Origin of the sequence: Pseudomonas sp., from assembly GCF_051660785.1 — a bacterium.
Lineage (GTDB): Bacteria > Pseudomonadota > Gammaproteobacteria > Pseudomonadales > Pseudomonadaceae > Aquipseudomonas.
The window spans coordinates 1-24,566 of the sequence record NZ_JBOFQE010000029.1 but is presented as its reverse complement, the minus strand read 5'-3'; the positions used below and the strand labels follow the sequence as shown (position 1 = coordinate 24,566).

Here is a 24,566-nt window from a genome sequence, read left to right as displayed (position 1 = left end):
GCCATGCGCTTTTCCGACCTGACTCAACGTATCGCCGGTGACGGCGCTGCCGCCTGGGGCATTCATTACCGCGCACTGGCGCTGCTGGAACAGGGTGAAGACATTCTGCTGCTGTCCGTCGGCGATCCGGATTTCGACACCCCGGTACCGATTGTGCAGGCGGCCATCGACAGCCTGTTGTCCGGTAACACCCACTACGCCGATGTGCGCGGCAAACGTGCGCTGCGTGAAAGCATCGCTAAACACTACGGAAAACGCAGCGGTCAGCAGGTCTCGGCGGATCAGGTCACCGTGCTCGCCGGGGCACAGTGCGCGTTGTTCTGCGTGGCTCAGTGCGTACTGAATCCGGGCGATGAAGTGATCGTCGCCGAACCGATGTACGTCACCTATGAAGCCGTGTTCGGTGCCTGTGGCGCGGTGGTGATTCCAGTGCCGGTGCGTTCCGAAAACGGTTTTCGGGTGTTGCCCGAAGACGTCGCGGCCCGCATCACGCCGCGCACTCGGGCGCTGGTGCTCAACAGTCCGCACAACCCGTCGGGTGCCAGTTTGCCGCGCAGCACGTGGCAGGCGTTGGCGCAGCTGTGCATCGCCCACGACCTGTGGCTGATTTCCGATGAGGTCTACAGCGAGCTGCTGTACAACGGCGAACACATCAGCCCGGCCAGTCTGCCGGGCATGGCCGAGCGCACTGCGACGCTTAACAGTCTGTCGAAATCCCATGCCATGACTGGCTGGCGCATCGGCTGGTCGATCGCGCCACCCGCTCTGGCCGAGCACCTGGAAAACCTCGCGCTGTGCATGCTCTACGGTCTACCGGACTTCGTGCAGGACGCCGCCGTCGTCGCGCTGGAAAGCAACCTGCCGGAACTGGAAGCGATGCGCGAAGCCTATCGCCAACGCCGCGATCTGGTCTGCGAATGCCTGGCCGACTGCCCCGGCGTGCGTGCCTTGAAGCCCGATGGCGGGATGTTCGTGATGGTCGATATCCGCGACACCGGGCTCAGTGCCCAGGCGTTTGCCGACCGCTTGCTCGACCGCCATGGCGTCTCGGTCCTGGCCGGTGAAGCCTTCGGCCCGAGCGCCGCCGGGCATATCCGTCTGGGGCTGGTGTTGGGCGCAGAACCCTTGCGTGACGCCTGCCAACGAATCACCCGTTGCGCCACTGAACTGATGGAAGCCCAAGTCTATGCATAACCACAAGACGCTGTTTATCGATGGCCGCTGGCAGACCCCCTCGGGCCAAGGCATCGCCGAGGTGATCAACCCGGCCACTGAAGAAGTGGCAGGTTCGGTGCCGCTGGGCGATGAGCGTGATGTCGACAACGCGGTGGCCGCCGCACGCAGAGCGTTCGGTCCATGGTCGCGCACGCCTTCAAGTGTTCGCGCCGGATACATCCGAGCGCTCGCCGGGCAGTTGCGCGAGCGGGCCGACGAGATGGCCGCGGTCATCACCGCTGAACTGGGCATGCCGGTGCAATGGTGCCGTTCGGTGCAGGTCGACGGGCCCATCATCGGCCTGGAGCAATACGTCGAACTCGCCGGCTTGATGGATGAAGTGCGCGAGGTCGGCAATTCGCTGGTGATCCGCGAAGCGGTCGGTGTGTGCGCCTTCATCAACCCGTGGAATTACCCGCTGCATCAGCTGATCGGCAAGCTCGCACCGGCGCTGGCCGCCGGTTGCACCGTGGTGGTCAAGCCGAGTCAGGAAACGCCGCTGCATGCGTTTTTGCTGGCGCAAATGATCGAAGCCATCGGCTTGCCGGCGGGGGTGTTCAACCTGGTCAGCGGACCGGGTTCAAAGGTCGGCGAAGCACTGGCCAAACACCCGGACGTGGACATGGTCTCGTTCACCGGCTCAACCGGTGCCGGGGTGCGCGTGGCGCAGGCGGCGGCACCTTCGGTGAAGCGTGTGTGCCTGGAGCTGGGCGGCAAGTCGGCGTTGTTGATTGCCGAAGACGCGGACCTGGCCGCCGCCGTGCGCTACGGCGTACAAGACGTGATGATCAACTCCGGGCAGACCTGCACCGCGTTGACCCGCATGTTGCTGCCCGCCAGTCGTTACGCCGAGGCGGTGGAACTGGCGATTGCCGAAACCCAAAGCCTGCGCATGGGCGATCCGCTGGACCCGCAAAGCTTCCTTGGGCCGATGTGTTCAGCGGCGCAACGGCGCACGGTGCGTGACTACATTCAAGTCGGCCAACAGGAAGGTGCGCGACTGCTGTGTGGTGGCGATACGGCGCACGCCTTCGAGCGCGGTTACTACGTCAGCCCGACGCTGTTTGCCGATGTCGACAACCGCATGCGCATCGCCCAGGAAGAAATCTTCGGTCCGGTGCTGTGCCTGATTCCTTACACGGATGAAGCGCAAGCGATTCAAATTGCCAACGATTCGCCGTTCGGCTTGTCCAGCGGAGTTTGGGCTTCCAGCACTGAACGTGCCTTGCAACTTGGCCGCCAGCTACGCGCCGGGCAATGCTTTCTCAACGGCGCGGCGTTCAATTATCAGGCGCCGTTCGGTGGCTACAAACAGTCGGGCAATGGACGGGAATGGGGAGAAGAAGGGCTCAACGAGTTTGTCGAAGTGAAGGCGATTCAAGTGTGACCTTTGGCGATTCAAACGATCTGCGCACCGGGCCATGGCCCGGTGCCTTGCGTGGTTTCAAACCGGTAATTCATTACTAACTTGCTTGTGATCAGGGGCAATGCAATGAGCGATAACAAAAACAACATTACTCAAGCGAACCATGAATTCAGTTTTCCGCGGCGCGACTTCCTTCGGTACAGCGCCACTGCTGCAGCTGTCGCCGGGGCGTTTTCCATGGGCTTGCCGATGGGCGCCTTCGCCCAGGAAGCCACACCCAAACCGGGCGGCGTATTGCGCCTCGGCCTGGCGGGCGCCAGCACCACCGACTCAAAAGACCCGGGCTCCTGGGTCGACACGTTCACCTTCGTCGGCTTCTCCGCGGTCTATAACACCCTCACTGAAATCGCCGTCGACGGCAGCGCGATCCCGGAGCTGGCCGAGAGCTGGACGTCGACGCCAGACGCGCGTATCTGGACCTTCAAACTGCGTCAGGGCGTGACCTTCCACAACGGCAAAACCCTGACTGCCGACGACGTGGTCGCCTCGATCCAGCATCACCTCAGCGAGAAATCCACCTCTGCCGCCAAGACCGTGTTGGGCGACGTCGCCAAGGTCAGCGCCCAGGGCACGGACAGCGTGGTGTTTGAACTGAAGTCGGGCAACGCCGATTTTTCCTATGTGGTCGCCGATTACCACTTGGTCATCATGCCGGCCAAGGACGGTGTGGCGGACTGGCAGGCTGGCGTCGGCACCGGCGGTTATCGCCTCAAGGACTTCGAACCGGGCGTGCGTATGGGCCTGGAACGCAGCCCGGATTACTGGAAAGCGGGTCGGGCGCATTTTGCCAGCGCCGAGCTGATTGCGATTGCCGACGGCGCAGCGCGGATTAACGCGCTGGTCACCGGGCAAGTCGATGTGATCAACAAGGTCGACCTGAAAACCGTGGCCTTGCTCAAGCGCAATCCGAACCTGGTGATCGAAGAAACCAAGGGCGCGCAGCACTACACCTTCCCGATGTTGTGCGACAGCCAGCAGTTCAAGGACAGCAACATCCGCCTGGCGATGAAGCACGCGATCAATCGCGAAACCCTGCTGGCCTCGGTGCTGTATGGCTATGGCCTGGTGGGCAACGACCACCCGATCCAGCCCGGCAGCCGCTTTATCAACACGGCGCTGGAGCAACGCACTTACGACCCGGACAAGGCGCGTTTCTACTTGCGTCAGGCCGGCGTCGATTCGCTCAAGGTCAAGCTGCAAGCGTCCGACGCGGCGTACAGCGGCGCGGTGGATGCCTCGGTGTTGTTCAAGGAGCAGGCGCGTCAGGCCGGGATCGATATCGATGTGGTTCGTGAGCCGGCGGATGGCTTCTTCTCCAACGTCTGGATGAAACAACCGTTCACCACATCCTTTTGGTACAGCAGCCTGACCGCCGACCGGATGTTCAGCATCGGTTACGCCAAAGGCGCGGCCTGGAACGAAACCCATTGGGACAACCCGCGCTTCAACCAACTGCTGAACGCCGCCCGCGGTGAGATGAACGACCCGTTGCGCCGCGAGATGTACAACGAAATGCAGTCGCTGTGCCGGGACGATGGCGGGGCGATTGTGCCGTTGTTTGCCAGCTCGGTGGCGGCGCGCTCGAACCGTGTCGCGCATGGCGGCCAGACTGCGCCGTATGGCGAACTGGATGGCTTGCGCGTGATCGAGCGCTGGTGGCAGGCGTAAGGAATCTCCAAACCAGTGAAGATCAATTGTGGGAGCGAGCCTGCTCGCGATGAGGCCAGCACATCCAAGATCGATGTTGCATGTCACACCGCCATCGCGAGCAGGCTCGCTCCCACATTGGAGATTCGCAGTTTTCGCAAGCGTGCCCGATTCAAGGAACCGCATGATGAATAGTATTTTCAAACTGTTGGCGCAGCGTTTGGCATTGGGTCTGTTATCGCTCTTCGCGGTATCAGTCATTATCTTCCTCGCCGTCGGCATGCTCCCGGGTGACATCGCCCAGGCCATGCTCGGCCAATCCGCCACCCCGCAAACCGTTGCGGCGTTCCGTACCCAACTGGGTCTGGACCTGCCGCCGCTGACCCGCTTCGGCCACTGGATCTGGAACCTGCTGCAAGGGGATCTCGGCGTCTCGCTGGCCAACCAGCGGCCCATCGCCGATCTGGTCGCTTCACGCTTGGGCAACACCTTCAGCCTGGCGGCGCTGGCGGCATTGGTGTCGGTGCCGCTCGCGTTGTTGCTGGGGATGCTCGCGGCGCTGTATCGCAACAGCTGGTTCGACCGCTTGCTCAACACCAGCGCCTTGAGCGCAGTGTCGTTCCCGGAGTTCTTCGTTGCCTACCTCCTGATCCTGGTGTTCGCGGTGAAGCTCAACTGGTTCCCGAGCATTTCCAACCTGGCACCGGACGCCTCGTTTGGCACCGTGCTCGAACGTTCGGTGCTACCGGTCGCGACCCTGAGCCTGGTGGTGATCGCGCAGATGATGCGCATGACCCGCGCCTCGCTGATCAACCTGCTGGCCAGCCCGTACATTGAAATGGCCCGGCTCAAGGGCATCAGCCAGTCGCGCATCATCTTCCGCCACGCCTTGCCCAACGCCCTGGCGCCGATCGTCAACGTGGTGGCGCTGAACCTCGCCTACCTGGTGGTCGGCGTGGTGGTGGTCGAAGTGGTGTTCGTCTACCCCGGCCTCGGCCAACTGCTGGTGGACTCGGTGGCCAAGCGTGACATCCCGGTAGTCCAGGCCTGCAGCCTGATTTTCGCGGCGACCTACATCCTGCTCAACACCACGGCGGATGTGCTTTCAATCGCCAGCAACCCACGCCTGATGCATCCGAAGGGGTAGAACATGAGCCTGCTCAAACAATTGGTCCGGGCACCGCTGAGTGCCCAGTTCGGAATGCTGGTGATCATCCTGTACATCCTCGTGGCGCTGTTCGCCCCGTTGCTGGCGCCGTATGGCGAAACCCAAGTGGTCGGCGAGGGCTTTGCGCCGTGGAGCGGCGAGTTTCTGCTGGGCACCGATAACCTTGGCCGCGACATGTTCAGCCGCCTGGTTTACGGCGCACGCAACACCTTGGGCATTGCCTTCCTGACCACGGTGCTGGCATTCCTGCTCGGCGGCTTGAGTGGGTTGATCGCGGCAATCAAGGGCGGCTGGGTCGATCAGGGCTTGTCGCGGGTCGTCGATATCCTGATGGCGATTCCGCAGCTGATCTTCGCCTTGCTGATCCTCAGTGTGGTCGGCACCACAGCGACTTCGCTGGTGTTGGTGATCGCGCTGCTGGATGCGACACGAGTGTTTCGCCTGTCACGGGCGGTGGCGATGAACGTGGTGGTGCAGGACTTCGTCGAAGCCGCACGCCTGCGCGGTGAAGGCCTGTGGTGGCTGGTGACCCGCGAAGTGTTGCCCAACGCCGCTGCGCCGTTGATTGCCGAATTCGGCCTGCGCTTCTGCTTCGTGTTTTTGTTCATCAGCGCGCTGTCGTTTCTTGGCCTGGGCATTCAACCGCCCACCGCCGATTGGGGCAGCATGGTCCGCGACAACGCAGTGCTGATTACTTTCGGCGACGTCAGCCCCTTCCTGCCCGCCCTGGCCGTGGCGTTGATCACGGTCAGCGTCAACTTCGTCGTCGACTGGATGCTGCATAAATCCAGCGGCCTCAAGGAGTGCTGAACATGACCTCGTCCAACAACGAAAAGCCGCTGCTGGAAATCCGTGATCTGCGCATCGAAGGTCATTACGAAGACGCCTGGCATCCGCTGATCAAGGGCATCGACCTGACCCTGCAACGGGGCGAAGTGCTGGGGCTGATCGGCGAGTCGGGGGCCGGCAAGTCGACCCTCGGCCTGGCCGCTATGGGCTACACCCGCGACGGTTGCCGGATCACTGGTGGCTCGGTGCAGTTCGACGGCATCGACCTGCTACGCGCCAAGCCCGAAGCGCTGCGAAAGCTGCGTGGCCTGCGGATCGCCTACGTCGCGCAAAGTGCTGCCGCTTCATTCAACCCGGCCCATCGCTTGATTGATCAGCATGTGGAAACCGCCGTTAAAAACGGTGGCATGAGCCGCGCCCAGGCGATGGCGGAAGCGGTGGAGTTGTATCGGGTGCTGCGCTTGCCGAATCCGGAACAGATTGGCCAGCGTTATCCGCATCAGGTGTCCGGCGGGCAGTTGCAGCGGGTCATGACGGCCATGGCCATGGCCTGCCATCCTGACCTGATCATCTTCGACGAGCCGACCACCGCCCTCGACGTCACCACGCAGATTGAAGTGCTGGCGGCTATTCGCGATGCGGTGGCGACCTATGGCAGCGCGGCGATCTACATCAGCCACGACCTGGCGGTGGTTGCACAAATGGCCGACCGGATCATGGTGCTGCGCCACGGCAAACTGGTGGAGGAAGCGGAAACCCGCAAGATGCTCGGCGATCCGCAAGAGGATTACACCAAGTCCCTGTGGGCGGTGCGCAGCTTTCGCACCGAGCCCAAACCGTGCCCGCAGCAGGAAAAACCGCTGCTGGAATTGCGCAAAAGCTGCGCCAGTTATGGTCATCAACCGGTGTTGCACGATGTCTCGCTGAAGCTGTATCGCGGCCAGACTTTGGCGGTGATCGGCGAGTCCGGTAGCGGCAAAAGCTCGACCGCGCGATTGATCACCGGCCTGCTGCCGCCGACGGCGGGTCAGGTGCTGTATGACGGCGAGGCGCTGCCCTCGGACTTTCGCCAGCGCAGCAAGGAGCAACTGCGGCGCATCCAGATGATCTACCAAATCCCCGATACGGCACTGAACCCGCGTCAGCGCATCGTCGACATCATCGGTCGGCCGCTGACGTTTTACCTGGGGCTCAGGGGCAAGGCGATGCGGGCGCGGGTCGCCGAGTTGCTGGAGATGATCGAGCTCGATCCGGCGGTGTTCATGGAGCGTCAACCCCGAGAGCTGTCCGGTGGGCAGAAGCAGCGTGTCTGTATCGCTCGTGCGCTAGCGGCCGATCCGCAATTGATTATTTGCGACGAAGTGACCTCGGCGCTGGATCAACTGGTGGCCGAAGGCGTGCTGAAACTGCTCAACCGGATTCAGCAGCAACTGGGCGTCGCTTATCTGTTCATCACCCATGATGTCGCCACCGTCCGGGCGATTGCCGATGAGGTGTTGGTGATGCAGCGGGGCAGGGTGGTCGACCACGGTTCGCGCAGCGCCATTTTCACCCCGCCGCATCAGGATTACACCGGCCTGCTGTTTTCATCCGAACCGCAAATGGACCCCGACTGGCTCGACCGGTTGCTGGCCACACGCGCGTTATCGTCCTCCGATTCAAAACCTGTAAACGTTTAGGGAATTGCCATGAAAGTTCTGATTGTCCACGCTCACCCGGAGCCGAAATCCTTTACCGCCGCCCTGCGTGACCAGGCGATGGCGACACTTGAGGCCCAAGGGCATGAGGTCCAGGTCAGCGACCTGTACGCGATGAACTGGAACCCGGTGGCCAGCGCCGATGACTTTTCTTCCCGAGAGAACCCCGAGTACCTGGTGTATGCGCTGGAGCAACGCCTGGGTGTGAAGAGCCAGTCGCTGGCGCCGGACATCCAGCAGGAACTCGACAAACTGTTGTGGGCTGACTTGCTAATTCTGAACTTCCCGATTTTCTGGTTCTCGGCCCCGGCGATGCTCAAGGGCTGGATTGACCGGGTGTTGGTGTCGGGGATCTGCTACGGCGGCAAGCGGTTTTACGACCAGGGTGGCTTGAGCGGCAAGAAGGCGCTGGTGACGGTCACCTTGGGCGGCCGTGAGCATATGTTCGGGGATGGCGCGATTCACGGTCCGTTGGAAGATATGCTGCGGCCGATCCTGCGCGGCACGCTGGCCTATGTCGGGTTTGATGTGCTGGAACCGTTTGTGGCCTGGCATGTGCCGTACATCAGCGATGAAGCGCGCAAGGATTTCCTGCACAGTTATCAGCAGCGTCTTGAACACCTGAGTGATGATCAGCCGATGCAATTTCCGCGGTTGTCGCAGTTTGATGAGGCGTTGTATCCGTTGCCTGTCTAAGTTGATCGGTCTGCGGCGTTCCGACGATGGGGCCAGTGAGTGCAACCAAAAATGCCGAAGCTGTTCACAATCTCTGAACAGCTTCGGCATTGGCCTCAGGCTTAGATCTCCTTCACCGGGGTCTCACCCTCAACCCCTTTGATCAACCCGATGGCATGCAGGCAATCCGCCTTGTTCACGTACGACTCGCCACTGGCGATCGTCTCGTGGTTCCCCGCCCTCAGGCGCCAGCGCCATTGTCCTTTTCCGGTGCTCGGCATGCCTCTGGATTGCCTGTAGATCTCGAAATACATACTGCTCGCTCCATGCGATGGGTAATTGCGACAACCTGTGTGACGCATCGGGGGCAAGCCTAGCGGAGCTGGCTTTTTTGACCATCAGGCATTTGTTTCCAGGCATTTGAAAATATTTCAGCTGACTCTACCGAGCCGGCGCGAATGGCCAAAACCCCCGCAGTTTCGCCCTTGCATCACCTCCCTCGGTCCTGCTTAATACGACACGGCTCATGGCGTCGAGCAGCTGTCGGCAGCCTCGGATTGTAGAAAAATCACTATAAAAAAGAGCAATCAATTGACTCATCAGCACGGAACGCAACTGGCCGGGCATTTGCAGCTTTCGCTTGTGATACCGGTGTTCAATGAAGCGGCGACCATTGATTTGTTCATCGCGCGGATCACTGACGTCTTCAAGGATGAGGCGCTGATCGGTCTGGAAATGGTGTTCGTCAATGACGGCAGCACCGACACCACACTCGAACTTCTGCTGGAGCGTCAACAGACCGACCCGCGCCTGCGCATCGTCGATCTGAGCCGTAATTTCGGCAAGGAAGCGGCCTTGACCGCAGGCTTGCAGACCTCCACCGGCCAGGTGGTGGTGCCGATCGATGCCGACTTGCAGGACCCACCTGAAGTCATCCTCGAAATGATTGCCCGCTGGCGTGAAGGCTACGAAGTGGTGCTGGGCCATCGTGTGAGTCGCAAGGACGACTCCTGGGCCAAGCAAACCTCGGCCAACTGGTTCTACCGCCTGCACAACAGAATCGCTGAACAACACCTTCCGGAAAACGTCGGCGATTTTCGGCTGATGGACCGCTGCGTGGTCGATGCGCTGCAAACGTTGCCAGAATCGCGGCGGTTCATGAAAGGCCTGTTCGCCTGGGTCGGGTTCCGCACCACCCATGTGAACTATGACCGCCCGGAGCGAGTGGCGGGTGCGACCAAGTTCAACGGCTGGCGCTTGTGGAATTTTGCCCTGGAGGGCATCACCAGTTTCAGCACTGAACCGCTGCGCATCTGGACGTATCTGGGGCTGTTCGTTTCGCTGATCTCTTTTTCCTTCGCCATTTTCATCGTGTTGCGCACCTTGATCTCCGGTGTCGATCTGCCGGGTTATGCCTCGCTGATGGTCGCCGTCACGTTTCTGGGCGGCCTGCAATTGATCGGCATCGGCGTACTGGGCGAATACCTGGGCCGGACCTACATCGAGTCAAAACGCCGCCCGGTGTATCTGGTGCGGCGAGTCTATGACCCCAAGGACTGAACCATGGATCTCAAGGAAACCGACATCCTCGGTTCAAGCATTGACCAACATTGGTATTACGCCTCGAAAGCGGCGGCCACGACGCGAATGCTGGGCAGCACGCCGATCAAAAGGATTCTCGACGTGGGCGCAGGCTCGGGGTTCTTTTCCCACTATCTGCTGACGCATTCAGTGGCCCGTGAAGCGTGGTGTGTCGACATCAGTTACGACGCCGATTCGGACACCACCACCGCCGGTAAACCGGTGCATTACCGTCGCGGCATCGACTCGGTGGACGCCGATCTGGTGCTGCTGATGGACGTGCTGGAACATGTTGATGACGACGTCGGCCTGCTCAAGGCCTACGTCGATAAAGTCCCGTCCGGCAGCCGTTTCCTGATGACGGTGCCGGCGTTCCGGTTTCTCTGGAGCGGGCACGATGACTTCCTCGATCACAAGCGCCGCTACACCTTGCCGCAGCTAGAGACAGTGGCTCGGGAGGCCGGCTTGGACGTGAAGCAGGGGGCTTACTATTTCGGTCTGGTGTTCCCGATTGCCGCTACCCTGCGCTTGCTGCCCAAAGGTGCGCAACCGTCACCCCCGCGCTCGCAACTCAAGCAGCACCATCCGCTGGTGAATGCGATTCTGAAGACGTTGTGCAGCGTCGAACTGCCGTTCATGGGCGCGAATCGCCTGGCCGGTTTGACGGTGTTTGTCCTGGCGCAAAAGCCGTGACGTCAGCTGAAAAATCCGCCCTGATCCAGCGTGGCCTGCGCTTTGCCGTGACCGGGTTGTTCGTCACGGCCCTGCACGCGATGGTGGCCGTGTTGTTCATCAACTACGTGTTGCCTCTTCCGCCCTTAGCCAACGGCGCGGCGTTTGCCGTGGCCACCGTGGTGTCTTACCTGATCAATACCACCTGGAGCTTTTCCGCCCGATTGCATGGCCGGACGCTGCTGCGCTTCATGATGGTCTCCGTTGCCGGGTTTCTGCTGGCGATGCTGGTGGCCTGGGCCGCGCAAATGGCCGGGCTGCATTATTTGCTGGGGATCGGCGCGGTGGCGCTGACCCTTCCGGCTTTCACCTTTGTATTGCATAACTTCTGGACGTACCGATGAAGGATTTCGCTAAACGCCTGCCGCTCAACCTGGTGCCCCTGTTGATCGGTGTCGTGGCCTTTTTCCTCATCATCGGACCCAGGGCGCTGAATCCGCAGAACATCGCCTGGTTGGGGAATGGTGATCCGGCGACGCACTACCTGGGATGGGTGTTTTTCCGCCAGTCGCCGTGGACTTTTCCCATAGGGCTCAACCCCTCCTATGGAATGGAGTTGGGCAATGGCATCATTTTTTCTGATTCCAATCCGCTGCTGGCTTTCCTGTTCAAACCCTTCGCGGCGCTGTTACCGACACCTTTTCAGTATTTCGGCCTCTGGTTCCTGACCTGCTTCGTCCTGCAGGCGTGGTTCGCCTGGAAAGTGGTGGGGCTGATGTCCTCCCACGTGGGTGTGCGTGCCGTGGGCACGGCGTTGTTTGTCTTTGTGCCGCCGATGCTCATGCGCATGCCTTTCCATTTGTCCCTGGGCGGGCATTTTCTGGTGCTGGCGTCGTTTTACCTGAACCTGCACCCGCACCTGCGCCACCGACGTCTGGCCTGGGGGGCGTTGCTGGCCGCTGCCGCGTTGGTCCATGCGTACTTTCTGGCGATGGTTGCGCTGATCTGGATCGCCGATCTGGCAGCCGGGTATTTCAAGAAGAAACTGACGCTGCGATCAGCGGTCATCGAGTTTCTTGCCCTGTTTTCGCTGGTCAGTTTTTGCTGTTGGCAGGCCGGGTATTTTTCGGTGGGCGCCGAAGGTGCGATCTCCGGCGGTTTCGGCATCTACGGCATGAACCTGCTGTCACTGTTCGACTCGGGGAATTGGTCCTATGTGCTGAAGGATCTGCCTGGCGTTCAAGGGTTCGGTGACGGCGAAGGGTTTGTCTTTCTGGGCCTCGGGCTGATCACGCTGGGCATCTGCGCCGTGGTCGGTCTGCTTCAAGGCAACACCGGCTTCGGGCAACACGTACGGCGGCGACCCTTTTTGCTGCTGGCGTTGGCAGGGCTCACGGTGTTCGCTGTTTCTAACCATGTCGCGCTGGGCTTGCTGGAGTTCACCTATCCGCTACCGCCCGTGGTGATTTCCATCGCCAACATCTTCCGCGCCTCGGGGCGCATGTTCTGGCCGGTGTACTACGCGATTATCATCGCCATCATTTTCCTGGTCATCCGCGCCAATACGCCGCGCACAGCCTTGAGCCTGCTGTCACTGGCGCTGCTGATACAGATTCTGGACACTCATGCCGGCTGGGTCGGGGTGCGCAAGCAATTGATGATGGAGCCGGCGACGAAGTGGGCGTCGCCCATGGTCGATCCGTTCTGGGAGAGCGCGGCGGCCCATTACAAGAACATTCGCTGGATCGTTCCGCAGAATCTGTCGCCGAAGTGGATGTCGGTGGCTGATTTTGCCGGCGCCCATGGCCTGGCGACAAATGCCGTTTACCTTGGACGGGTGGATACCGCCAACTGGATTGAATCCGAGCAGCAGACGGCTCGTGAGATGGCCTCGGGCAAGTACGATGTCGACTCGTTGTACCTGCTCGATGAGCGTGCGTTGATCCAGTCCGTGAGAAACATCAATACTCAAACGGATCTCTTCGCCCGGATTGACGGGTTCACGGTACTGGCTCCGGGCTGGAAACAGTGCAGTTCCTGCTTGCAGGCGACTGCGCAAATCAATCCGCTGGACTTGGTGCCGTCCCTCGAACCCGGGCAAAAAACGTTGTTCACTTACGGCAACAAGGGCGGGGCGCTGTTGGCCAAGGGCTGGTCCGAGACTGAGCCCTGGGGTGTCTGGTCCAAGGGGCCCGATGCTGAAGTGATGTTCCGCGTCCCGTCGCTCGTGCATTCCTTGCGTCTGGAGACCACGGCGTTCCTGCCTCCTGGCCATGCACGTCAGCGTGTGATGATCAGCATCAACGGCCTGACGGCGACAAACGCCCAGCTTGAGCAGGCCGATGGCAACGTGATCGACGTTCCTCTCTCGACGGAGATGCAACAACGGGTGTCGAGCCAGGGTGTCTTGAGGTTGCAACTGCAGTTTGCCGACGCCGTCAGCCCGAAACAGTTCGGGCTCGGCCAGGACGTTCGCCAGCTCGCGCTCGGGTTGAAGACCTTGACGGTCAATTGAGGGCCGACGCACGTAGACGCCCCCGTCGCGCCTTTCTACACTGCCTGAAGTGTTAGGACCGGGGGCAAGGAATGAATCGCAACGAACTGCGCAAGGCTGACATCAACCTGATGGTGGTGTTCGAAACGTTGATGCTCGAGCGCAACGTGACACGGGTGGCGGAGAAGCTGTTCCTCGGCCAACCGACCATCAGTGCCGCGCTCAACCGTCTGCGGACGATGTTCAACGATCCTCTGTTCATTCGCGTCGGGCATCGCATGGAACCGACCGCACGAGCCGAGGAAATCATCCTGCACCTGTCGCCAGCGCTGGATTCGTTGTCGGTGGCCCTGAGCCTGACCCACGATTTCGACCCGGCCAGCAGCACCATGACCTTTCGCATCGGGCTGTCGGACGATGTCGAGTTCGGGCTGCTGCCGCCCCTATTGCGCGCCCTGCGCCAGGAAGCGCCGAAAGTGGTGTTCGTGGTGCAACATGTCGATTACTGGCGCATTCCCGACTTGCTGGCCTCCGGTGATATCACCGTCGGCATCAGCCAGACCCGCGGCCTGCCGGCCAATGCCAAACGCAAATTGCTGCGGCACATCCAGCCGAGCATTTTGCGCGCCGATGCCTCGGACACTCCGCTGACCCTCGATGAATATTGTGCGCGCCCGCACGTGCTGGTATCGCACACCGCCAACGTCAGTGGCTACGCCGATGAATGGCTGGCGGACATCGGCCGCACGCGCCAGGTCGTGCTGTCGGTGCCGCAATACAGTTCATTGCCGGCCTTGCTCGCCGGCACCGACCTGATCGCGAGCCTGCCGGATTACGCCGCCGAGGCGATGGCCGCCTCAGGGCAATTGTTCAAGGAGGCCTTTCCGTTCAAGACCCCGACGCTGGACTTGTCTATGGTTTGGCTCAGCCATGTCGATACCGATCCGGCCGAACGCTGGTTGCGCGCACGCCTGGAGGCGTTCATGAGTGAGCGCCCGGAATTGCCGCTGTCCGGATGAGTCAGACAGCGCTGTGTTATATGTAGGACTTTTCCAACACGCTTCAGGAGCCAAGCCATGCCCCACCTGCACATGGAATACACCGCCAACCTGCCCGGACTGAACGCCGACGTGGCGTTGATTCGGCTCAATAATGCATTGGTGGCTTCCGGTCAGTTTGCTGCGGAGTTCGACATCAAGAGCCGCGCAGTGAAGGTCGAGACGTTCAAGGTCGGCACGGCGATGGGGGAGAGGGCGTTTGTGCATGTGAAGCTGGCGCTGCTGAGTGGTCGCCCGCCGCAGATCAAAAAGCAGCTGTCCGATAGCTTGCTGGCCGTGGTGCAGGAGTTGTGTGAGTGGCCGACCGGGGTCGAGGTCCAGTTGTGTGTAGAGATCCTCGACATCGATCGAGAGTCCTACACCAAGACGGCCGTCGGCCACTGAATTTCAGGCCATATCCTGCTCGGCGCAGGCCTTAATGATTTGCTCGCGCAGCCAGGTGTTGGCGCTGTCCTGATCGACGTTTTGACTCCACTGCATGTCTAGGGTGAACCCCGGCAAGCCGTTGGGCGCTTCGCAGTGATTGAAAACAGCCTCGTTGGCCAGCAATTGCTGGATGCGGCGGGGCAGCGTCAGGATGAAGTCGGTGCCGGTGATCATTTTCAGCGCCGCGCTGTAGCTGTTCGAGCGCGCGGCAACCTGCCGTTTGTGCGCCTGTTGTGCCAACCAGCCATCGATCATGTTGGTGGTGGACGTCCAGGGCGTCGGAAACACATGCCGGCGTTCGACAAACGCTTGCAGGCTTAAACGCGGTTCCAGTGGCGTGGCACGTTTGTCGAAGACGCAGACCAGTTCATCTTCCAGCAATATCCGGGATTTGAAGTCGGCGTGGCCGCGATGAAAATGCGGGCCGAAACAAATCACCAGATCGAGGCTGCCATCGCGCAGCTCTTCTGCCGGTATGTCGGTTTCGAACTTGTGCATGTTGACGATGACCGGCAGGTCGGCGAAATCGAAGCTTTTCAACAAGCGCGGCAGAATCAACTGCTCGAAGTATTCCGGTGCGCAGATATTAAATGTGACCGCTTGCAGGGTCGGATCGAACGCCGGGGTGCCGGCATGGCAGAGGTTGATGCTTTCAAGGATCTTCAGCACATGCGTATACATCGTGCCGGCCTTGTACGTGGGGCGCATACCCGTTCGGGTATTGATGAATAACTCGTCTTCAAAACTGGTGCGCAGCTTTTTCAGGCAGTAACTCACGGTGGACTGACTGACACAAAGCGCTTCAGACACACCGGTGACGCTGCTTTGCTCGTACACGGCGATAAACACCATGAGGTCCTGCATATCGAGCTTTCTTAGCAAGTTACTGTTCAGCATCCATTCCGTCTCGCTGTGCTCCTTGCGCTGACTGTGCGCAAACGTGTGCGAACGATCCTAACGGAACGATGGTGCCAGGAGAATGCCCCGTAGGATGTTTCACGGTCACTTGTGGGACAGAAAATGTTCCGAACACGACTTATGAATTTAATCCCACAAAACATGGCCAGAGGCCTTTACTCCTGAACGCTGATGAAACGGGTGCTCAAGCCGCTGCAGGAAATTGCCGGGCGTAATGCTGCGGATTGAAGCGCAAGGCCATCAACATCATCAGCGCCATGACACCGGTCAGGCACCACCAGGCCCATTCGAAACTGCCCAGATGATCGCGGACCATTCCGGCCATCAGCGGCGAGAGGCCGGCGATCAGGTAGCCGATGCCTTGGACGAAGGCCGTCAGCCCGCCGGCGCGTTGCGGGTTGTCGAGGTGATCCAGCGACACAATCAGGCTCATCGGGAACAGTCCGCCAATGCCCAGCCCCAGCAGGCACGGCCAGAGCAGGCTGAGGCGTTGCGGGCTGAGGATCAGCCCGCAGAAACCGGCCATGATCAGCGCCAGCAACACCACCAGCACCAGGCGCCGGTCACGGCTGCGGTTGGCGAGGGCGGGGGTCACCAGCCCGGACACCACTTCCATGGCCGTCAAGAAGCCCAGCAGCAAACCGGCGTTCTGTTCGCTCCAGCCTTTTTCCACGTAGTACGGCGCGAGCCAGGCCAGCACACAGGTGTAGGACGCGGTGCCCAAACCGAAGAAGATTGCGAGTAACCAGGCACGGGAATTAGTGAAGAGGGATGTCTCGCGTGGTGCTGACGGTGGCGCCGATGTCCCCTGACGCCCGAGAGTCCAGCACAGCAATGCCACCAGCGCCAGCGCGGCCCAGATTGCCAACCCCATACGCCAACTGCCGGTGCGGGTCATCACCAAAGGGGCAAACGATGCAGTAATCGCCGCACCGCCCATGATCGACGTCACGTACAGCCCCATGCACACGGCAACGTTGTCACTGAAGCGGGATTTGATCAGTGCCGGCATCAATGCCTGGATCAGCGCAATACCGACACCGGCCAGCATGGCGCTGAGGATCAGTTCGGCTGCCGAGTCCACGAACAGCCGCGACACCGTGGCCAGGCCAATGATCAGCAGCGAAATCACCACCGTGCGCTGTTCGCCGAGGCGCTGGCTGACGCTCAGGCCAAAGAACATCGCCAGCCCCATGGCCATGACGGGCAGCATGGTCAGCAGCGAGGCCAGGCTGAAACTCAACGGGATGTCTGCGCGAATGGCCGACAACAAGGGCCCGACCGCCGCCATCGACGGCCGCAGATTCAAGGCGACGAGAATGATGCTGAGCATTAGCCAGAGGGCAGGGCGGGAAGTGGCGCGAACGTGTTCCATCAATCGGACCTTGAATAATCAGGGGCCGATTAGGCGCGCGAGGGCAGGGGACCGCAAATCAGATAGTCCGCAGCGGTATTTAAAAATTAAATACCTTCGCCGCAACACAGACCCTTTGTAGGAGCGAGCCTTTGTGGCGAGGGGATTTATCCCCGTTGGGTTGCGAAGCAGCCCCCGCGACCGTTCAGGCAAACCGAGTGGTCCGGGTTTACGACTGCTTCGCAGCCGAACGGGGATAAATCCCCTCGCCACAAAGGTGCGCTCCTTGAGGGGGAATACTGGGTGTTTGGGGATTTGATTGTTTAGTCCATCCACACCCAAAGTTCTTCAAATCCCGATTTAACGACCTGACCGCCCGTGTGACGCTGCTGCTCATCTGTTTTCAGCGGTTATTTCTATGGACGGTTGCCCCGTCGCACTTCCCTCCGAACTAGCCTTCTGGGCGTTATGGCACTGTCGCCACGCGCGCCCACCGGATTCCTGCCTTTCCCGTTGATTCTTCTGACAGGTCCCGCGCTGTGCGCCGGGATCAGACCGGCAGCGCCTGCGCGTTTGCCTACGCGGAAACAAGAGAATTCCCATGAGCAGTGCCACAACCTCCTTCGCCACACAGCAAGAAGCCCAGACCTTTCTTGAACAGAACCCGGATATCGAGATGTTCGAGTTGTTCATCCTCGACAACAACGGCGTGCCCCGGGGCAAGTTGCTGCATCGTGATGAACTGCTGGCGGTGTACGAAAGCGGCCGGCCGTTGCCGAGTACCATTCTCGGCCTGACCATCAACGGCGATGACGTGGAAAACTCAGGCCTGGTCTGGGACGTCGGCGATATCGATTGCCGGGCGTACCCGATCAGCGGCAGCTTGACGCGCATGCCCTGGCGGTTGATTCCGACGGCGGCGGTGCAGGTCAGCATGCACCCGAAGGAAGGCATGCCCGCGACGATTGCCGACCCTCGACATTTGCTGGTGAAGGTGATCGAAGGCCTGCAGGCCGACGGGTATTACCCGGTGATGGCGGCGGAGCTGGAGTTCTTCCTGATCGATCAGCAACGCGACAGCAACGGTCGGTCGCAACCGGCGCGGGACGTCGATGGCGGACGACCGCGCTCGACGCAAGTCTACGGATTGCGTGAGCTGGAGCAGATCGAGCCGTTCCTTGCGGATCTCTACAGCGCCTGCAAATTGCAGGGTATTCCGGCGCGCACGGCGATTTCCGAATACGCGCCGGGGCAGGTGGAAATCACCCTTGAGCACCGCACCGACGCCTTGCAGGCGATGGACGAAGCGGTGCGCTACAAACGGCTGGTCAAAGGCGTCGCGCACAAACACGGGATGGCCGCCTGCTTCATGGCCAAACCGTTCGATGACCTGGCGGGCACCGGCATGCACATGCACGTCAGCCTGGCGGACAAGGACGGCAACAACCTGTTTGCCAGTGAGTCCGCGGACGGCACGCCGTTGCTCAAACACGCGGTCGGCGGCATGCTCAGCACTTTGCTCGATTCGTTGCTGTTGTTCTGCCCGAACGCCAACTCTTACCGCCGATTCCAGACCAACAGCTACGCGCCGCTGGCAGCGACCTGGGGGGTGGACAACCGCACCGTGAGTTTGCGCGTACCCGGCGGGCCAGCGTTCTCCCGGCACATCGAGCACCGCATCTGCGGTGCCGACGCCAACCCGTATCTGGCGGCCGCAGCGATCCTGGCCGGCATCCATCGCGGCATTCGCGAACGGCTCGATCCGGGCGCACCCGTGGAAGGCAACGGTTACGCCCAGGCCACGGAGTTGTTGCCAACCGATTGGCTGACTACGTTGAGGGCGCTGGAAGGTTCGACCTGGGCGCGGGAAGCGTTCGGCGGTGAATTCCTTGGCGTGTACCTGGCGGTGAAGCGCGCCGAGTATCGGCAGTTCATGGGCGAGGTCGGGGAGCAGGACTGGCGCTGGTATTTGCATCAGGCCTGAACAAAAGCTGAACCATTCTCAAATAAGTTAAAAGTGTCGACTCAATAACAGGAGCCAACTAATCGTTGGCTTCTTTTTCACAAAAAATTGATGGTTGGCTGCCTAAAGTTAGTGCTGTCGCAGTAAATGAAATTTTCACATTTACCGCAGGCACTTCTTTTCAGGAACAGCCGACCATCATGTTGAAGTTCAAACCCGTGCGCCCGGAATGGGTGACACTGATTGCCAGCGCCTATCTTTTGACAGGCTTCAACTTAGTGCTCTGGCAGCACCTGTTTGATATCACCGCCGCGGACGGTAAAGGCATCGCCATGCGCATCGCGTTCGGCGTGATGATTCTGGCGGCCTTCAACATTGTGCTGACCTTTCTGGCGTTCCGCCGTGTAATGAAACCGGTCTTGATACTGATCTTCATGATCAGTGCCGGAGTGGCGTACTTCATGAGTCAATACGGTGTGCTGATGGACACCGGCATGTTGCGTAACTTCGCGCAAACCAACACGACAGAAGTACGTGACTTACTGTCGATCAAGTTGCTTGTCTATATTCTGTTGCTCGGTGTTTTACCTTCATGTTTGTTGTGGAAGGTTCCGGTTAGTTATCGCCGTTGGCACCGTGAGTTGTTCAGTAAGGCGTTGGTGAGTATCGCATCGGTTGCGGTCATCGGTGGCGTCGCACTGGTGAACTATCAGGGCTTGTCCTCGTTGTTTCGCAATCACCATGAACTTCGCCTGATGCTGGTGCCGAGTAACTACATCGGTGCAGGGTTTGGTTACCTGCGTGAGCAAGTCGTCTCCGCCCGGCAACCCTTCATCAAAATCGGCGAAGACGCCCAGCGGAATCCCGCCTGGCAAACCCACGGCCGTAAATCCCTGACGGTGTTGGTCGTTGGCGAAAGTGCCAGGGCCGAGAACTTCGGCATCCTCGGATACGACCGCGACACCACGCCCAAACTGGATAAAGAAGCCGGCCTGATCGCTTTCACCGACGTGCATTCCTGTGGCACGGAAACAGCCGTCTCGGTGCCGTGCATGTTCTCCGACATGGGCCGCAAGAATTACAACGCCAGCACGGCGAAGAACGAAGAGGGCTTGCTGGACGTGCTCAAGCGTGCCGGACTGGACGTGATCTGGCGTGACAATCAATCAGGCTGTAAAGGCACGTGCGACCGGGTCACCCTCGATGATGTCAGCAACTTGAAGGACCCGGTGCTGTGCGCCAACAGTGAATGCCGTGACGAGATTCTCCTGCAAGGTTTGCAGCACTTCATCGACACCCTGGATAAAGACACCGTGCTGGTGCTGCATCAAATGGGCAGCCATGGCCCGGAATACTTCAAGCGCTACCCGAAAGAGTACGAACACTTCACGCCTGTCTGTGAAAGCAACGCACTGAACAATTGCAGCCGCGAAAGTATCGTCAATGGCTACGACAACACGCTGGTGTATACCGACCACGTGCTTTCGACCCTCATCGATCTGTTGCGCAGCAATCAGGACAAAGTCGATACCGCCATGCTGTATCTGTCGGATCACGGCGAATCCCTGGGCGAATACAACCTGTTCCTCCACGGCACGCCTTACATGCTGGCGCCGGATCAGCAGAAGCATGTGGCGATGCTGGCGTGGTTCTCCGACAGCTTCCAAAAATCCTTCTCGGTGGACACTCATTGCCTGCAACTGAGCCGCGACAAGCCCCTGAGCCAGGACAACCTGTTCCATTCGATGCTCGGTCTGCTGGAGGTCAACAGCAAGGTCTACAACCAGGATCTGGACATGTTTGCCGGTTGCCGCGGGGCCGTGATCGACGGGGTGTTGGCCAAAGAGTAAGCGTCTCGACCTTTTTTTCACGTGCCGGTGGTTAACCTGCGGCCGGTACATATTCCTACAAGAGTCATTGCACATGTCCGCGCAGCCCCCCTCCGCCATCGAGCTTGAGTTCGCCCGGCGCTACGATCAGGAACACAGCCGCGTCTGCCTTCAGCCGCGACCGCGTGGCCTGGCGGGGCGCCTGACGTTCTGGCGCGACGAGCAGCTGGTGCGCAACGCGCTCAAGGTCGCCGGCGAACCGGGCTTGATGCTTGATGTGGCCTGCGGCGCCGGACGTTACTGGCCGGTGTTGGTCGAGCACGCGAACCGCGTGATTCTTGCGTCCGATCATTCGCAGGACATGCTCAATCACGCCCAGACTCACCATTCGCAGAGCCTGCTCGCGCGGGTCAAGACCTTCCACAGTTCAGCCTTCACCCTCGGATTGTCGGCCAACGCAGTCGATTGCATTTTTTGCATGCAACTGTTTCAGCACATCGACCGCCCGGAGCATCGATTGGCCTTGTTGGCGGAGTTCCACCGTGTGAGTCGCGATACGGTGATTGTGGCGGTACAGATCGATGCGCATTTCAAGCTTCGCCGATCAGGTGCTAACGCCCGGCAGCTGGCGGACAAGGCTGATATCGAAGCCGAATTCAGGCAAGCAGGTTTCAGCCTGCTCAGTCATCAGGACTTTCTGCCCGGTTGTGCACGGATGCGGGTCTACGTGCTGCGTAAGGCCGGTTAGTTTCCGCTTGTCAGACATTTCTTGCCGTCTGGCAGGCATTTTCGCTAAAGCTCTTGTTCAGTGGATGCGCGGAAATCGCCGGGGGCGATATATACTGCGCGCCATTCTTCAAGGGAGAGCCGTGTGGCCATCGATATTCACTGGATTCGCGACAACGATAGCCTCGGTCAGTTTTGCGCCGAGTGGCAAAAGCTGCCATTCGTTGCCCTCGACACCGAATTCATGCGGGTCGACACCTTTTATCCGATTGCAGGCCTGCTGCAGATCGGCGATGGCGTACGCGCTTACCTGATTGACCCACTGACCATCGACAACTGGAAACCTTTGGCCGCGTTGCTGGAAAACCCGGCCGTGGTCAAAGTCGTCCATGCCTGCAGCGAAGACCTCGAAGTGTTGCTGCGCCTGACCGGCAGCCTGCCGGCGCCGCTGTTCGATACGCAACTGGCCGCCGCTTACCTGAATCTCGGTTTCTCGATGGGTTATTCGCGATTGGTGCAGGAAGTGCTCGGCATCGACCTGCCCAAGGGCGAGACCCGTTCCGACTGGCTGCAGCGTCCGCTGTCCGACACCCAGATCAGCTACGCCGCCGAGGATGCCTTGCACCTGGCGGAAGTTTTCGTACAGCTGCGTCCGAAGCTGTCTGATGACAAGTACGCCTGGGTGTTGGAGGACGGCGCCGAACTGGTGGCCAACCTGCGCCGTGAGATCGATCCGTACGAGGTCTATCGCGACGCCAAGCTGGCCTGGAAACTTTCCCGCGCCCAACTTGCCGTATTGCGTGAACTCTGCGCCTGGCGTGAACGCGAGGCCCGTGCCCGCGACCTGCCGCGCAACCGCATCGTGCGTGAACATTCGCTGTGGCCGCTGGCGCGGACTCAGCCGGACAACCTCGGCGCGCTGGCGAAAATCGAAGACATGCACCCGCGTACCGTGCGTCAGGACGGCGAATTTCTGCTTGATCTGATCAAGCGCTCTGGCAGTGTGTCGCCAGATCAATGGCCGCCCGCCGTGCCGGAGCCATTGCCGGTAGACGCCGCCAACCTGGTCAAACAGCTGCGTGCGATCGGCCAGGCCGAAGCCGAGCGCCTGAACATTGCGCCGGAACTGATGCTGCGCAAGAAAACCCTGGAAGCGCTGCTCAAGAGCGGCTACCCCAACGGTCCTTACCAATTGCCTGATTCGCTGCGTGGCTGGCGCCGCGAATTGATGGGCCAGGCGCTGCTCGACAGCCTGGCCACCGCCGGAGAACAGCCTTGAAACGTATTTGCTCCATTTACCGAAGCCTGAAGAAAAACGAGATGTACCTCTATGTGCTCAAGAGCGATGCACTTGAGCGCGTCCCGGAAAGTCTGATGGCCGCCTTCGGCAAACCTCATCACGCATTCGATCTGGTGTTGACCCCCGAGCGCAAACTGTCGCGCGAGGACATCACCGTGGTCCTGGAAAACCTTGAGAAGCAGGGCTACCACTTGCAAATGCCGCCGGCCGAGGACGAGTACATCGAACACTTGCCGGAAGAATTGCTGCGACGCAACGACCCGATGTGATCGGCAGACAGGCTCTGTTCAGAGTCTGTGTGAAACACTGGAATGATTTTGGCGATGGCCAGGGCGACGGAGCGATACTCCGTCGGCGGCCGTCTGCACTGTTTTCGAAAGGTTTGAACCATGCGCGTTCTGATTGCTGAACACGACCACCCTGTGTACGCCCAACTGTTGCGTCAGGCTGCGCCTGATCTGGAAGTACTGACCAGCGGCGACTCTGCAGAATTGGCTCGCCAGGCGGCCGACTGCCCGATCTGGCTCGGCCAGCCGGACCTGTTGGCGAACCTGTTGCGCCAGGGCCACCAGCCACAATGGCTGCAATCGACCTGGGCCGGCATCACGCCACTGCTGGCCGACGGATTGCGCCGCGATTATCGCCTGACCCGTGCGGTAGGGATTTTTGGTCAGGTCATGGCCGAATACGTCCTGACCTACATGCTCGGCCACGAGCGCGAAGTACTGGCGCGGCTGGTCAGCCAGGTCGAGCGCAAGTGGGACAGTCGCCAGGGCCAGAGTCTGGCGGGGCGCAAGGTGCTGATTGTCGGCACCGGTGACATCGGCCAGACCGTGGCAAAGTTCCTCGTGCCGTTTGGGGTTGAGTTGTACGGCATCGCCAGCGAAGCCCGGGAGCAGGCGCCGTTTGTTGAAGTCGGCGCACTGGCGGACTTGCCGCGCTTGGTCGGTGAAGTGGATTTCGTTATCAATCTGCTGCCCAACACCCCCAACACCCACGATTTGTACGATGCGGCGCTGTTCAAGCAGTTCAAGCCGACCGGGTTGTTCATCAACGTCGGGCGTGGCGTGGCCGTGGTCGACGCAGACTTGGTGGAAGCCTTGAAAGAAGGGCATCTGGCAGGCGCGGTAATTGATGTCTGCCGCCAGGAACCGCTGCCACAGCGTCATCCGTTCTGGACGGCCTGGGGCTTGCTGCTGACCGGCCACAGCTCGGCACCGACCTCGCCATCGATGATGGTCAACCTGTTTGTCGACAACCTGCGGGCGTATCAGGCGGGAGAAGCATTGCGCGGAGAAGTGGATTTCAACCGCGGCTACTGAGCCCACCGCTTACTCGAACAGAGTGCAAAACCTGTGGGAGCGAGCTTGCTCCCACATGGGGATCTGTGATGAATCCACTATTTTGAGAACACCAAAAATCAACTGTGGGAGCTAGCCTGCTAGCGATGGCGGTGTGTCAGTCAACCTTGATGTTGAATGTGCCGGCCTCATCGCTAGCAGGCTAGCTGTGATCTCTCTGTAGGTTGTTCACTCGGGGCTTTTCCGGGAAATTGGAGGTGCGAACCAAACCAAGTACCTGGAGGCCCCGAGTGAACACTCATAAAAATGCCCGATTAACCGTTTCTG

22 protein-coding genes are annotated in these 24,566 nt (G+C 60.3%); 19 read left to right on the top strand and 3 right to left on the bottom strand.

Translation table 11 applies throughout. The annotated features are described in order from the left end of the window. Nucleotides 1–3 precede the first annotated feature (3 nt). The 7 genes from ACRC4F_RS07790 (at nt 4) to ACRC4F_RS07760 (ending at nt 8,638) form a co-directional block, all read left to right on the top strand. Nucleotides 4–1,194, top strand: coding sequence for a pyridoxal phosphate-dependent aminotransferase (locus tag ACRC4F_RS07790; RefSeq protein ID WP_438658789.1), 1,191 nt, complete (start codon nt 4–6; stop codon nt 1,192–1,194). Then, nucleotides 1,187–2,602, top strand: coding sequence for an aldehyde dehydrogenase family protein (locus ACRC4F_RS07785; protein WP_438658788.1), 1,416 nt, complete (start codon nt 1,187–1,189; stop codon nt 2,600–2,602). The genes ACRC4F_RS07790 and ACRC4F_RS07785 overlap by 8 nt, the downstream gene beginning before the upstream one ends. Before the next feature lie 105 nt (nt 2,603–2,707). Further along, entirely contained in the window at nt 2,708–4,309 is a 1,602-nt protein-coding gene (locus ACRC4F_RS07780) for an ABC transporter substrate-binding protein (protein ID WP_438658787.1), read from the top strand. A 166-nt stretch (nt 4,310–4,475) separates the two neighbouring features. After that, on the top strand, nt 4,476–5,435 hold the full coding sequence (locus ACRC4F_RS07775; RefSeq protein WP_438658786.1) for an ABC transporter permease: 960 nt from the start codon (nt 4,476–4,478) through the stop codon (nt 5,433–5,435). Nucleotides 5,436–5,438: 3 nt separating this feature from the next. Continuing rightward, nucleotides 5,439–6,266 carry an ABC transporter permease gene (locus ACRC4F_RS07770; protein ID WP_438658785.1) on the top strand — a complete coding sequence of 276 codons (828 nt, stop codon included), beginning with the start codon at nt 5,439–5,441 and terminating at the stop codon, nt 6,264–6,266. A gap of 2 nt (nt 6,267–6,268) precedes the next feature. After that, complete coding sequence (locus ACRC4F_RS07765) at nt 6,269–7,924, top strand: ABC transporter ATP-binding protein (protein WP_438658784.1); 1,656 nt, start codon at nt 6,269–6,271, stop codon at nt 7,922–7,924. Between the two features lie 9 nt (nt 7,925–7,933). Then, nucleotides 7,934–8,638 (top strand): NAD(P)H-dependent oxidoreductase, encoded by a 705-nt coding sequence (locus tag ACRC4F_RS07760; RefSeq protein ID WP_438658783.1) that lies wholly within the window; start codon nt 7,934–7,936, stop codon nt 8,636–8,638. 101 nt (nt 8,639–8,739) lie between these two features. Here ACRC4F_RS07760 and ACRC4F_RS07755 read toward each other — a convergent pair whose 3' ends face one another. Next, entirely contained in the window at nt 8,740–8,931 is a 192-nt protein-coding gene (locus ACRC4F_RS07755) for a YegP family protein (RefSeq protein WP_438658782.1), read from the bottom strand. 277 nt (nt 8,932–9,208) lie between these two features. Between ACRC4F_RS07755 and ACRC4F_RS07750 the strand changes: the two genes are divergently transcribed. From ACRC4F_RS07750 to ACRC4F_RS07725, 6 genes are all read left to right on the top strand, one after another. Then, on the top strand, nt 9,209–10,177 hold the full coding sequence (locus ACRC4F_RS07750) for a glycosyltransferase family 2 protein (protein WP_438658781.1): 969 nt from the start codon (nt 9,209–9,211) through the stop codon (nt 10,175–10,177). Nucleotides 10,178–10,180: 3 nt separating this feature from the next. Continuing rightward, entirely contained in the window at nt 10,181–10,891 is a 711-nt protein-coding gene (locus ACRC4F_RS07745; RefSeq protein WP_438658780.1) for a class I SAM-dependent methyltransferase, read from the top strand. Further along, a complete protein-coding gene (locus tag ACRC4F_RS07740) occupies nt 10,888–11,274 on the top strand; it encodes a GtrA family protein (protein WP_438658779.1) in 387 nt (128 codons plus the stop codon). The genes ACRC4F_RS07745 and ACRC4F_RS07740 overlap by 4 nt, the downstream gene beginning before the upstream one ends. Beyond that, a complete protein-coding gene (locus ACRC4F_RS07735; protein ID WP_438658778.1) occupies nt 11,271–13,385 on the top strand; it encodes a DUF6311 domain-containing protein in 2,115 nt (704 codons plus the stop codon). Before ACRC4F_RS07740 ends, ACRC4F_RS07735 begins: the two co-directional genes overlap by 4 nt. A gap of 71 nt (nt 13,386–13,456) precedes the next feature. After that, on the top strand, nt 13,457–14,383 hold the full coding sequence (locus tag ACRC4F_RS07730) for a LysR substrate-binding domain-containing protein (protein WP_438658777.1): 927 nt from the start codon (nt 13,457–13,459) through the stop codon (nt 14,381–14,383). Between the two features lie 57 nt (nt 14,384–14,440). Continuing rightward, nucleotides 14,441–14,806 (top strand): 5-carboxymethyl-2-hydroxymuconate Delta-isomerase, encoded by a 366-nt coding sequence (locus ACRC4F_RS07725; protein ID WP_438658776.1) that lies wholly within the window; start codon nt 14,441–14,443, stop codon nt 14,804–14,806. 3 nt (nt 14,807–14,809) lie between these two features. On the opposite strand, the gene ACRC4F_RS07720 is transcribed toward ACRC4F_RS07725, so the two are convergent. Together ACRC4F_RS07720 and ACRC4F_RS07715 are read right to left on the bottom strand one after the other, a co-directional pair. Continuing rightward, nucleotides 14,810–15,745: a LysR substrate-binding domain-containing protein gene (locus ACRC4F_RS07720; RefSeq protein WP_438658775.1), complete on the bottom strand. Its 936-nt coding sequence runs from the start codon at nt 15,743–15,745 to the stop codon at nt 14,810–14,812. A gap of 205 nt (nt 15,746–15,950) precedes the next feature. Beyond that, on the bottom strand, nt 15,951–17,141 hold the full coding sequence (locus ACRC4F_RS07715; RefSeq protein WP_438658774.1) for a cyanate transporter: 1,191 nt from the start codon (nt 17,139–17,141) through the stop codon (nt 15,951–15,953). A 580-nt stretch (nt 17,142–17,721) separates the two neighbouring features. Between ACRC4F_RS07715 and ACRC4F_RS07710 the strand changes: the two genes are divergently transcribed. The 6 genes from ACRC4F_RS07710 to ACRC4F_RS07685 all read left to right on the top strand — a co-directional run bounded on the left by ACRC4F_RS07710 (nt 17,722) and on the right by ACRC4F_RS07685 (nt 24,260). Then, entirely contained in the window at nt 17,722–19,104 is a 1,383-nt protein-coding gene (locus ACRC4F_RS07710; protein WP_438658773.1) for a glutamine synthetase family protein, read from the top strand. A 179-nt stretch (nt 19,105–19,283) separates the two neighbouring features. Beyond that, nucleotides 19,284–20,933, top strand: a complete 1,650-nt coding sequence (locus ACRC4F_RS07705) for a phosphoethanolamine transferase (RefSeq protein WP_438658772.1) — start codon at nt 19,284–19,286, stop codon at nt 20,931–20,933. Nucleotides 20,934–21,006: 73 nt separating this feature from the next. Beyond that, a complete protein-coding gene (locus tag ACRC4F_RS07700) occupies nt 21,007–21,660 on the top strand; it encodes a class I SAM-dependent methyltransferase (protein ID WP_438658771.1) in 654 nt (217 codons plus the stop codon). 123 nt (nt 21,661–21,783) lie between these two features. Further along, entirely contained in the window at nt 21,784–22,917 is a 1,134-nt protein-coding gene (rnd, locus tag ACRC4F_RS07695; protein ID WP_438658770.1) for a ribonuclease D, read from the top strand. Further along, nucleotides 22,914–23,207, top strand: a complete 294-nt coding sequence (locus tag ACRC4F_RS07690) for a YcgL domain-containing protein (RefSeq protein ID WP_007898694.1) — start codon at nt 22,914–22,916, stop codon at nt 23,205–23,207. The genes rnd and ACRC4F_RS07690 overlap by 4 nt, the downstream gene beginning before the upstream one ends. A gap of 120 nt (nt 23,208–23,327) precedes the next feature. Further along, a complete protein-coding gene (locus tag ACRC4F_RS07685; protein WP_438658769.1) occupies nt 23,328–24,260 on the top strand; it encodes a D-2-hydroxyacid dehydrogenase in 933 nt (310 codons plus the stop codon). The last annotated feature ends 306 nt before the right edge of the window (nt 24,261–24,566 follow it).

Excerpts from the sequence above, each read along its gene's own strand:
- ACRC4F_RS07790 (WP_438658789.1), top strand. The coding sequence starts at position 4 with ATGCGCTTTTCCGACCTGACTCAACGTATCGCCGGTGACGGCGCTGCC.
- ACRC4F_RS07785 (WP_438658788.1), top strand. The coding sequence starts at position 1,187 with ATGCATAACCACAAGACGCTGTTTATCGATGGCCGCTGGCAGACCCCC.
- ACRC4F_RS07780 (WP_438658787.1), top strand. The coding sequence starts at position 2,708 with ATGAGCGATAACAAAAACAACATTACTCAAGCGAACCATGAATTCAGT.
- ACRC4F_RS07775 (WP_438658786.1), top strand. The coding sequence starts at position 4,476 with ATGAATAGTATTTTCAAACTGTTGGCGCAGCGTTTGGCATTGGGTCTG.
- ACRC4F_RS07770 (WP_438658785.1), top strand. The coding sequence starts at position 5,439 with ATGAGCCTGCTCAAACAATTGGTCCGGGCACCGCTGAGTGCCCAGTTC.
- ACRC4F_RS07765 (WP_438658784.1), top strand. The coding sequence starts at position 6,269 with ATGACCTCGTCCAACAACGAAAAGCCGCTGCTGGAAATCCGTGATCTG.
- ACRC4F_RS07760 (WP_438658783.1), top strand. The coding sequence starts at position 7,934 with ATGAAAGTTCTGATTGTCCACGCTCACCCGGAGCCGAAATCCTTTACC.
- ACRC4F_RS07755 (WP_438658782.1), bottom strand. The coding sequence starts at position 8,931 with ATGTATTTCGAGATCTACAGGCAATCCAGAGGCATGCCGAGCACCGGA.
- ACRC4F_RS07745 (WP_438658780.1), top strand. The coding sequence starts at position 10,181 with ATGGATCTCAAGGAAACCGACATCCTCGGTTCAAGCATTGACCAACAT.
- ACRC4F_RS07735 (WP_438658778.1), top strand. The coding sequence starts at position 11,271 with ATGAAGGATTTCGCTAAACGCCTGCCGCTCAACCTGGTGCCCCTGTTG.
- ACRC4F_RS07730 (WP_438658777.1), top strand. The coding sequence starts at position 13,457 with ATGAATCGCAACGAACTGCGCAAGGCTGACATCAACCTGATGGTGGTG.
- ACRC4F_RS07725 (WP_438658776.1), top strand. The coding sequence starts at position 14,441 with ATGCCCCACCTGCACATGGAATACACCGCCAACCTGCCCGGACTGAAC.
- ACRC4F_RS07720 (WP_438658775.1), bottom strand. The coding sequence starts at position 15,745 with ATGCTGAACAGTAACTTGCTAAGAAAGCTCGATATGCAGGACCTCATG.
- ACRC4F_RS07715 (WP_438658774.1), bottom strand. The coding sequence starts at position 17,141 with ATGGAACACGTTCGCGCCACTTCCCGCCCTGCCCTCTGGCTAATGCTC.
- ACRC4F_RS07710 (WP_438658773.1), top strand. The coding sequence starts at position 17,722 with ATGAGCAGTGCCACAACCTCCTTCGCCACACAGCAAGAAGCCCAGACC.
- ACRC4F_RS07705 (WP_438658772.1), top strand. The coding sequence starts at position 19,284 with ATGTTGAAGTTCAAACCCGTGCGCCCGGAATGGGTGACACTGATTGCC.
- ACRC4F_RS07700 (WP_438658771.1), top strand. The coding sequence starts at position 21,007 with ATGTCCGCGCAGCCCCCCTCCGCCATCGAGCTTGAGTTCGCCCGGCGC.
- ACRC4F_RS07685 (WP_438658769.1), top strand. The coding sequence starts at position 23,328 with ATGCGCGTTCTGATTGCTGAACACGACCACCCTGTGTACGCCCAACTG.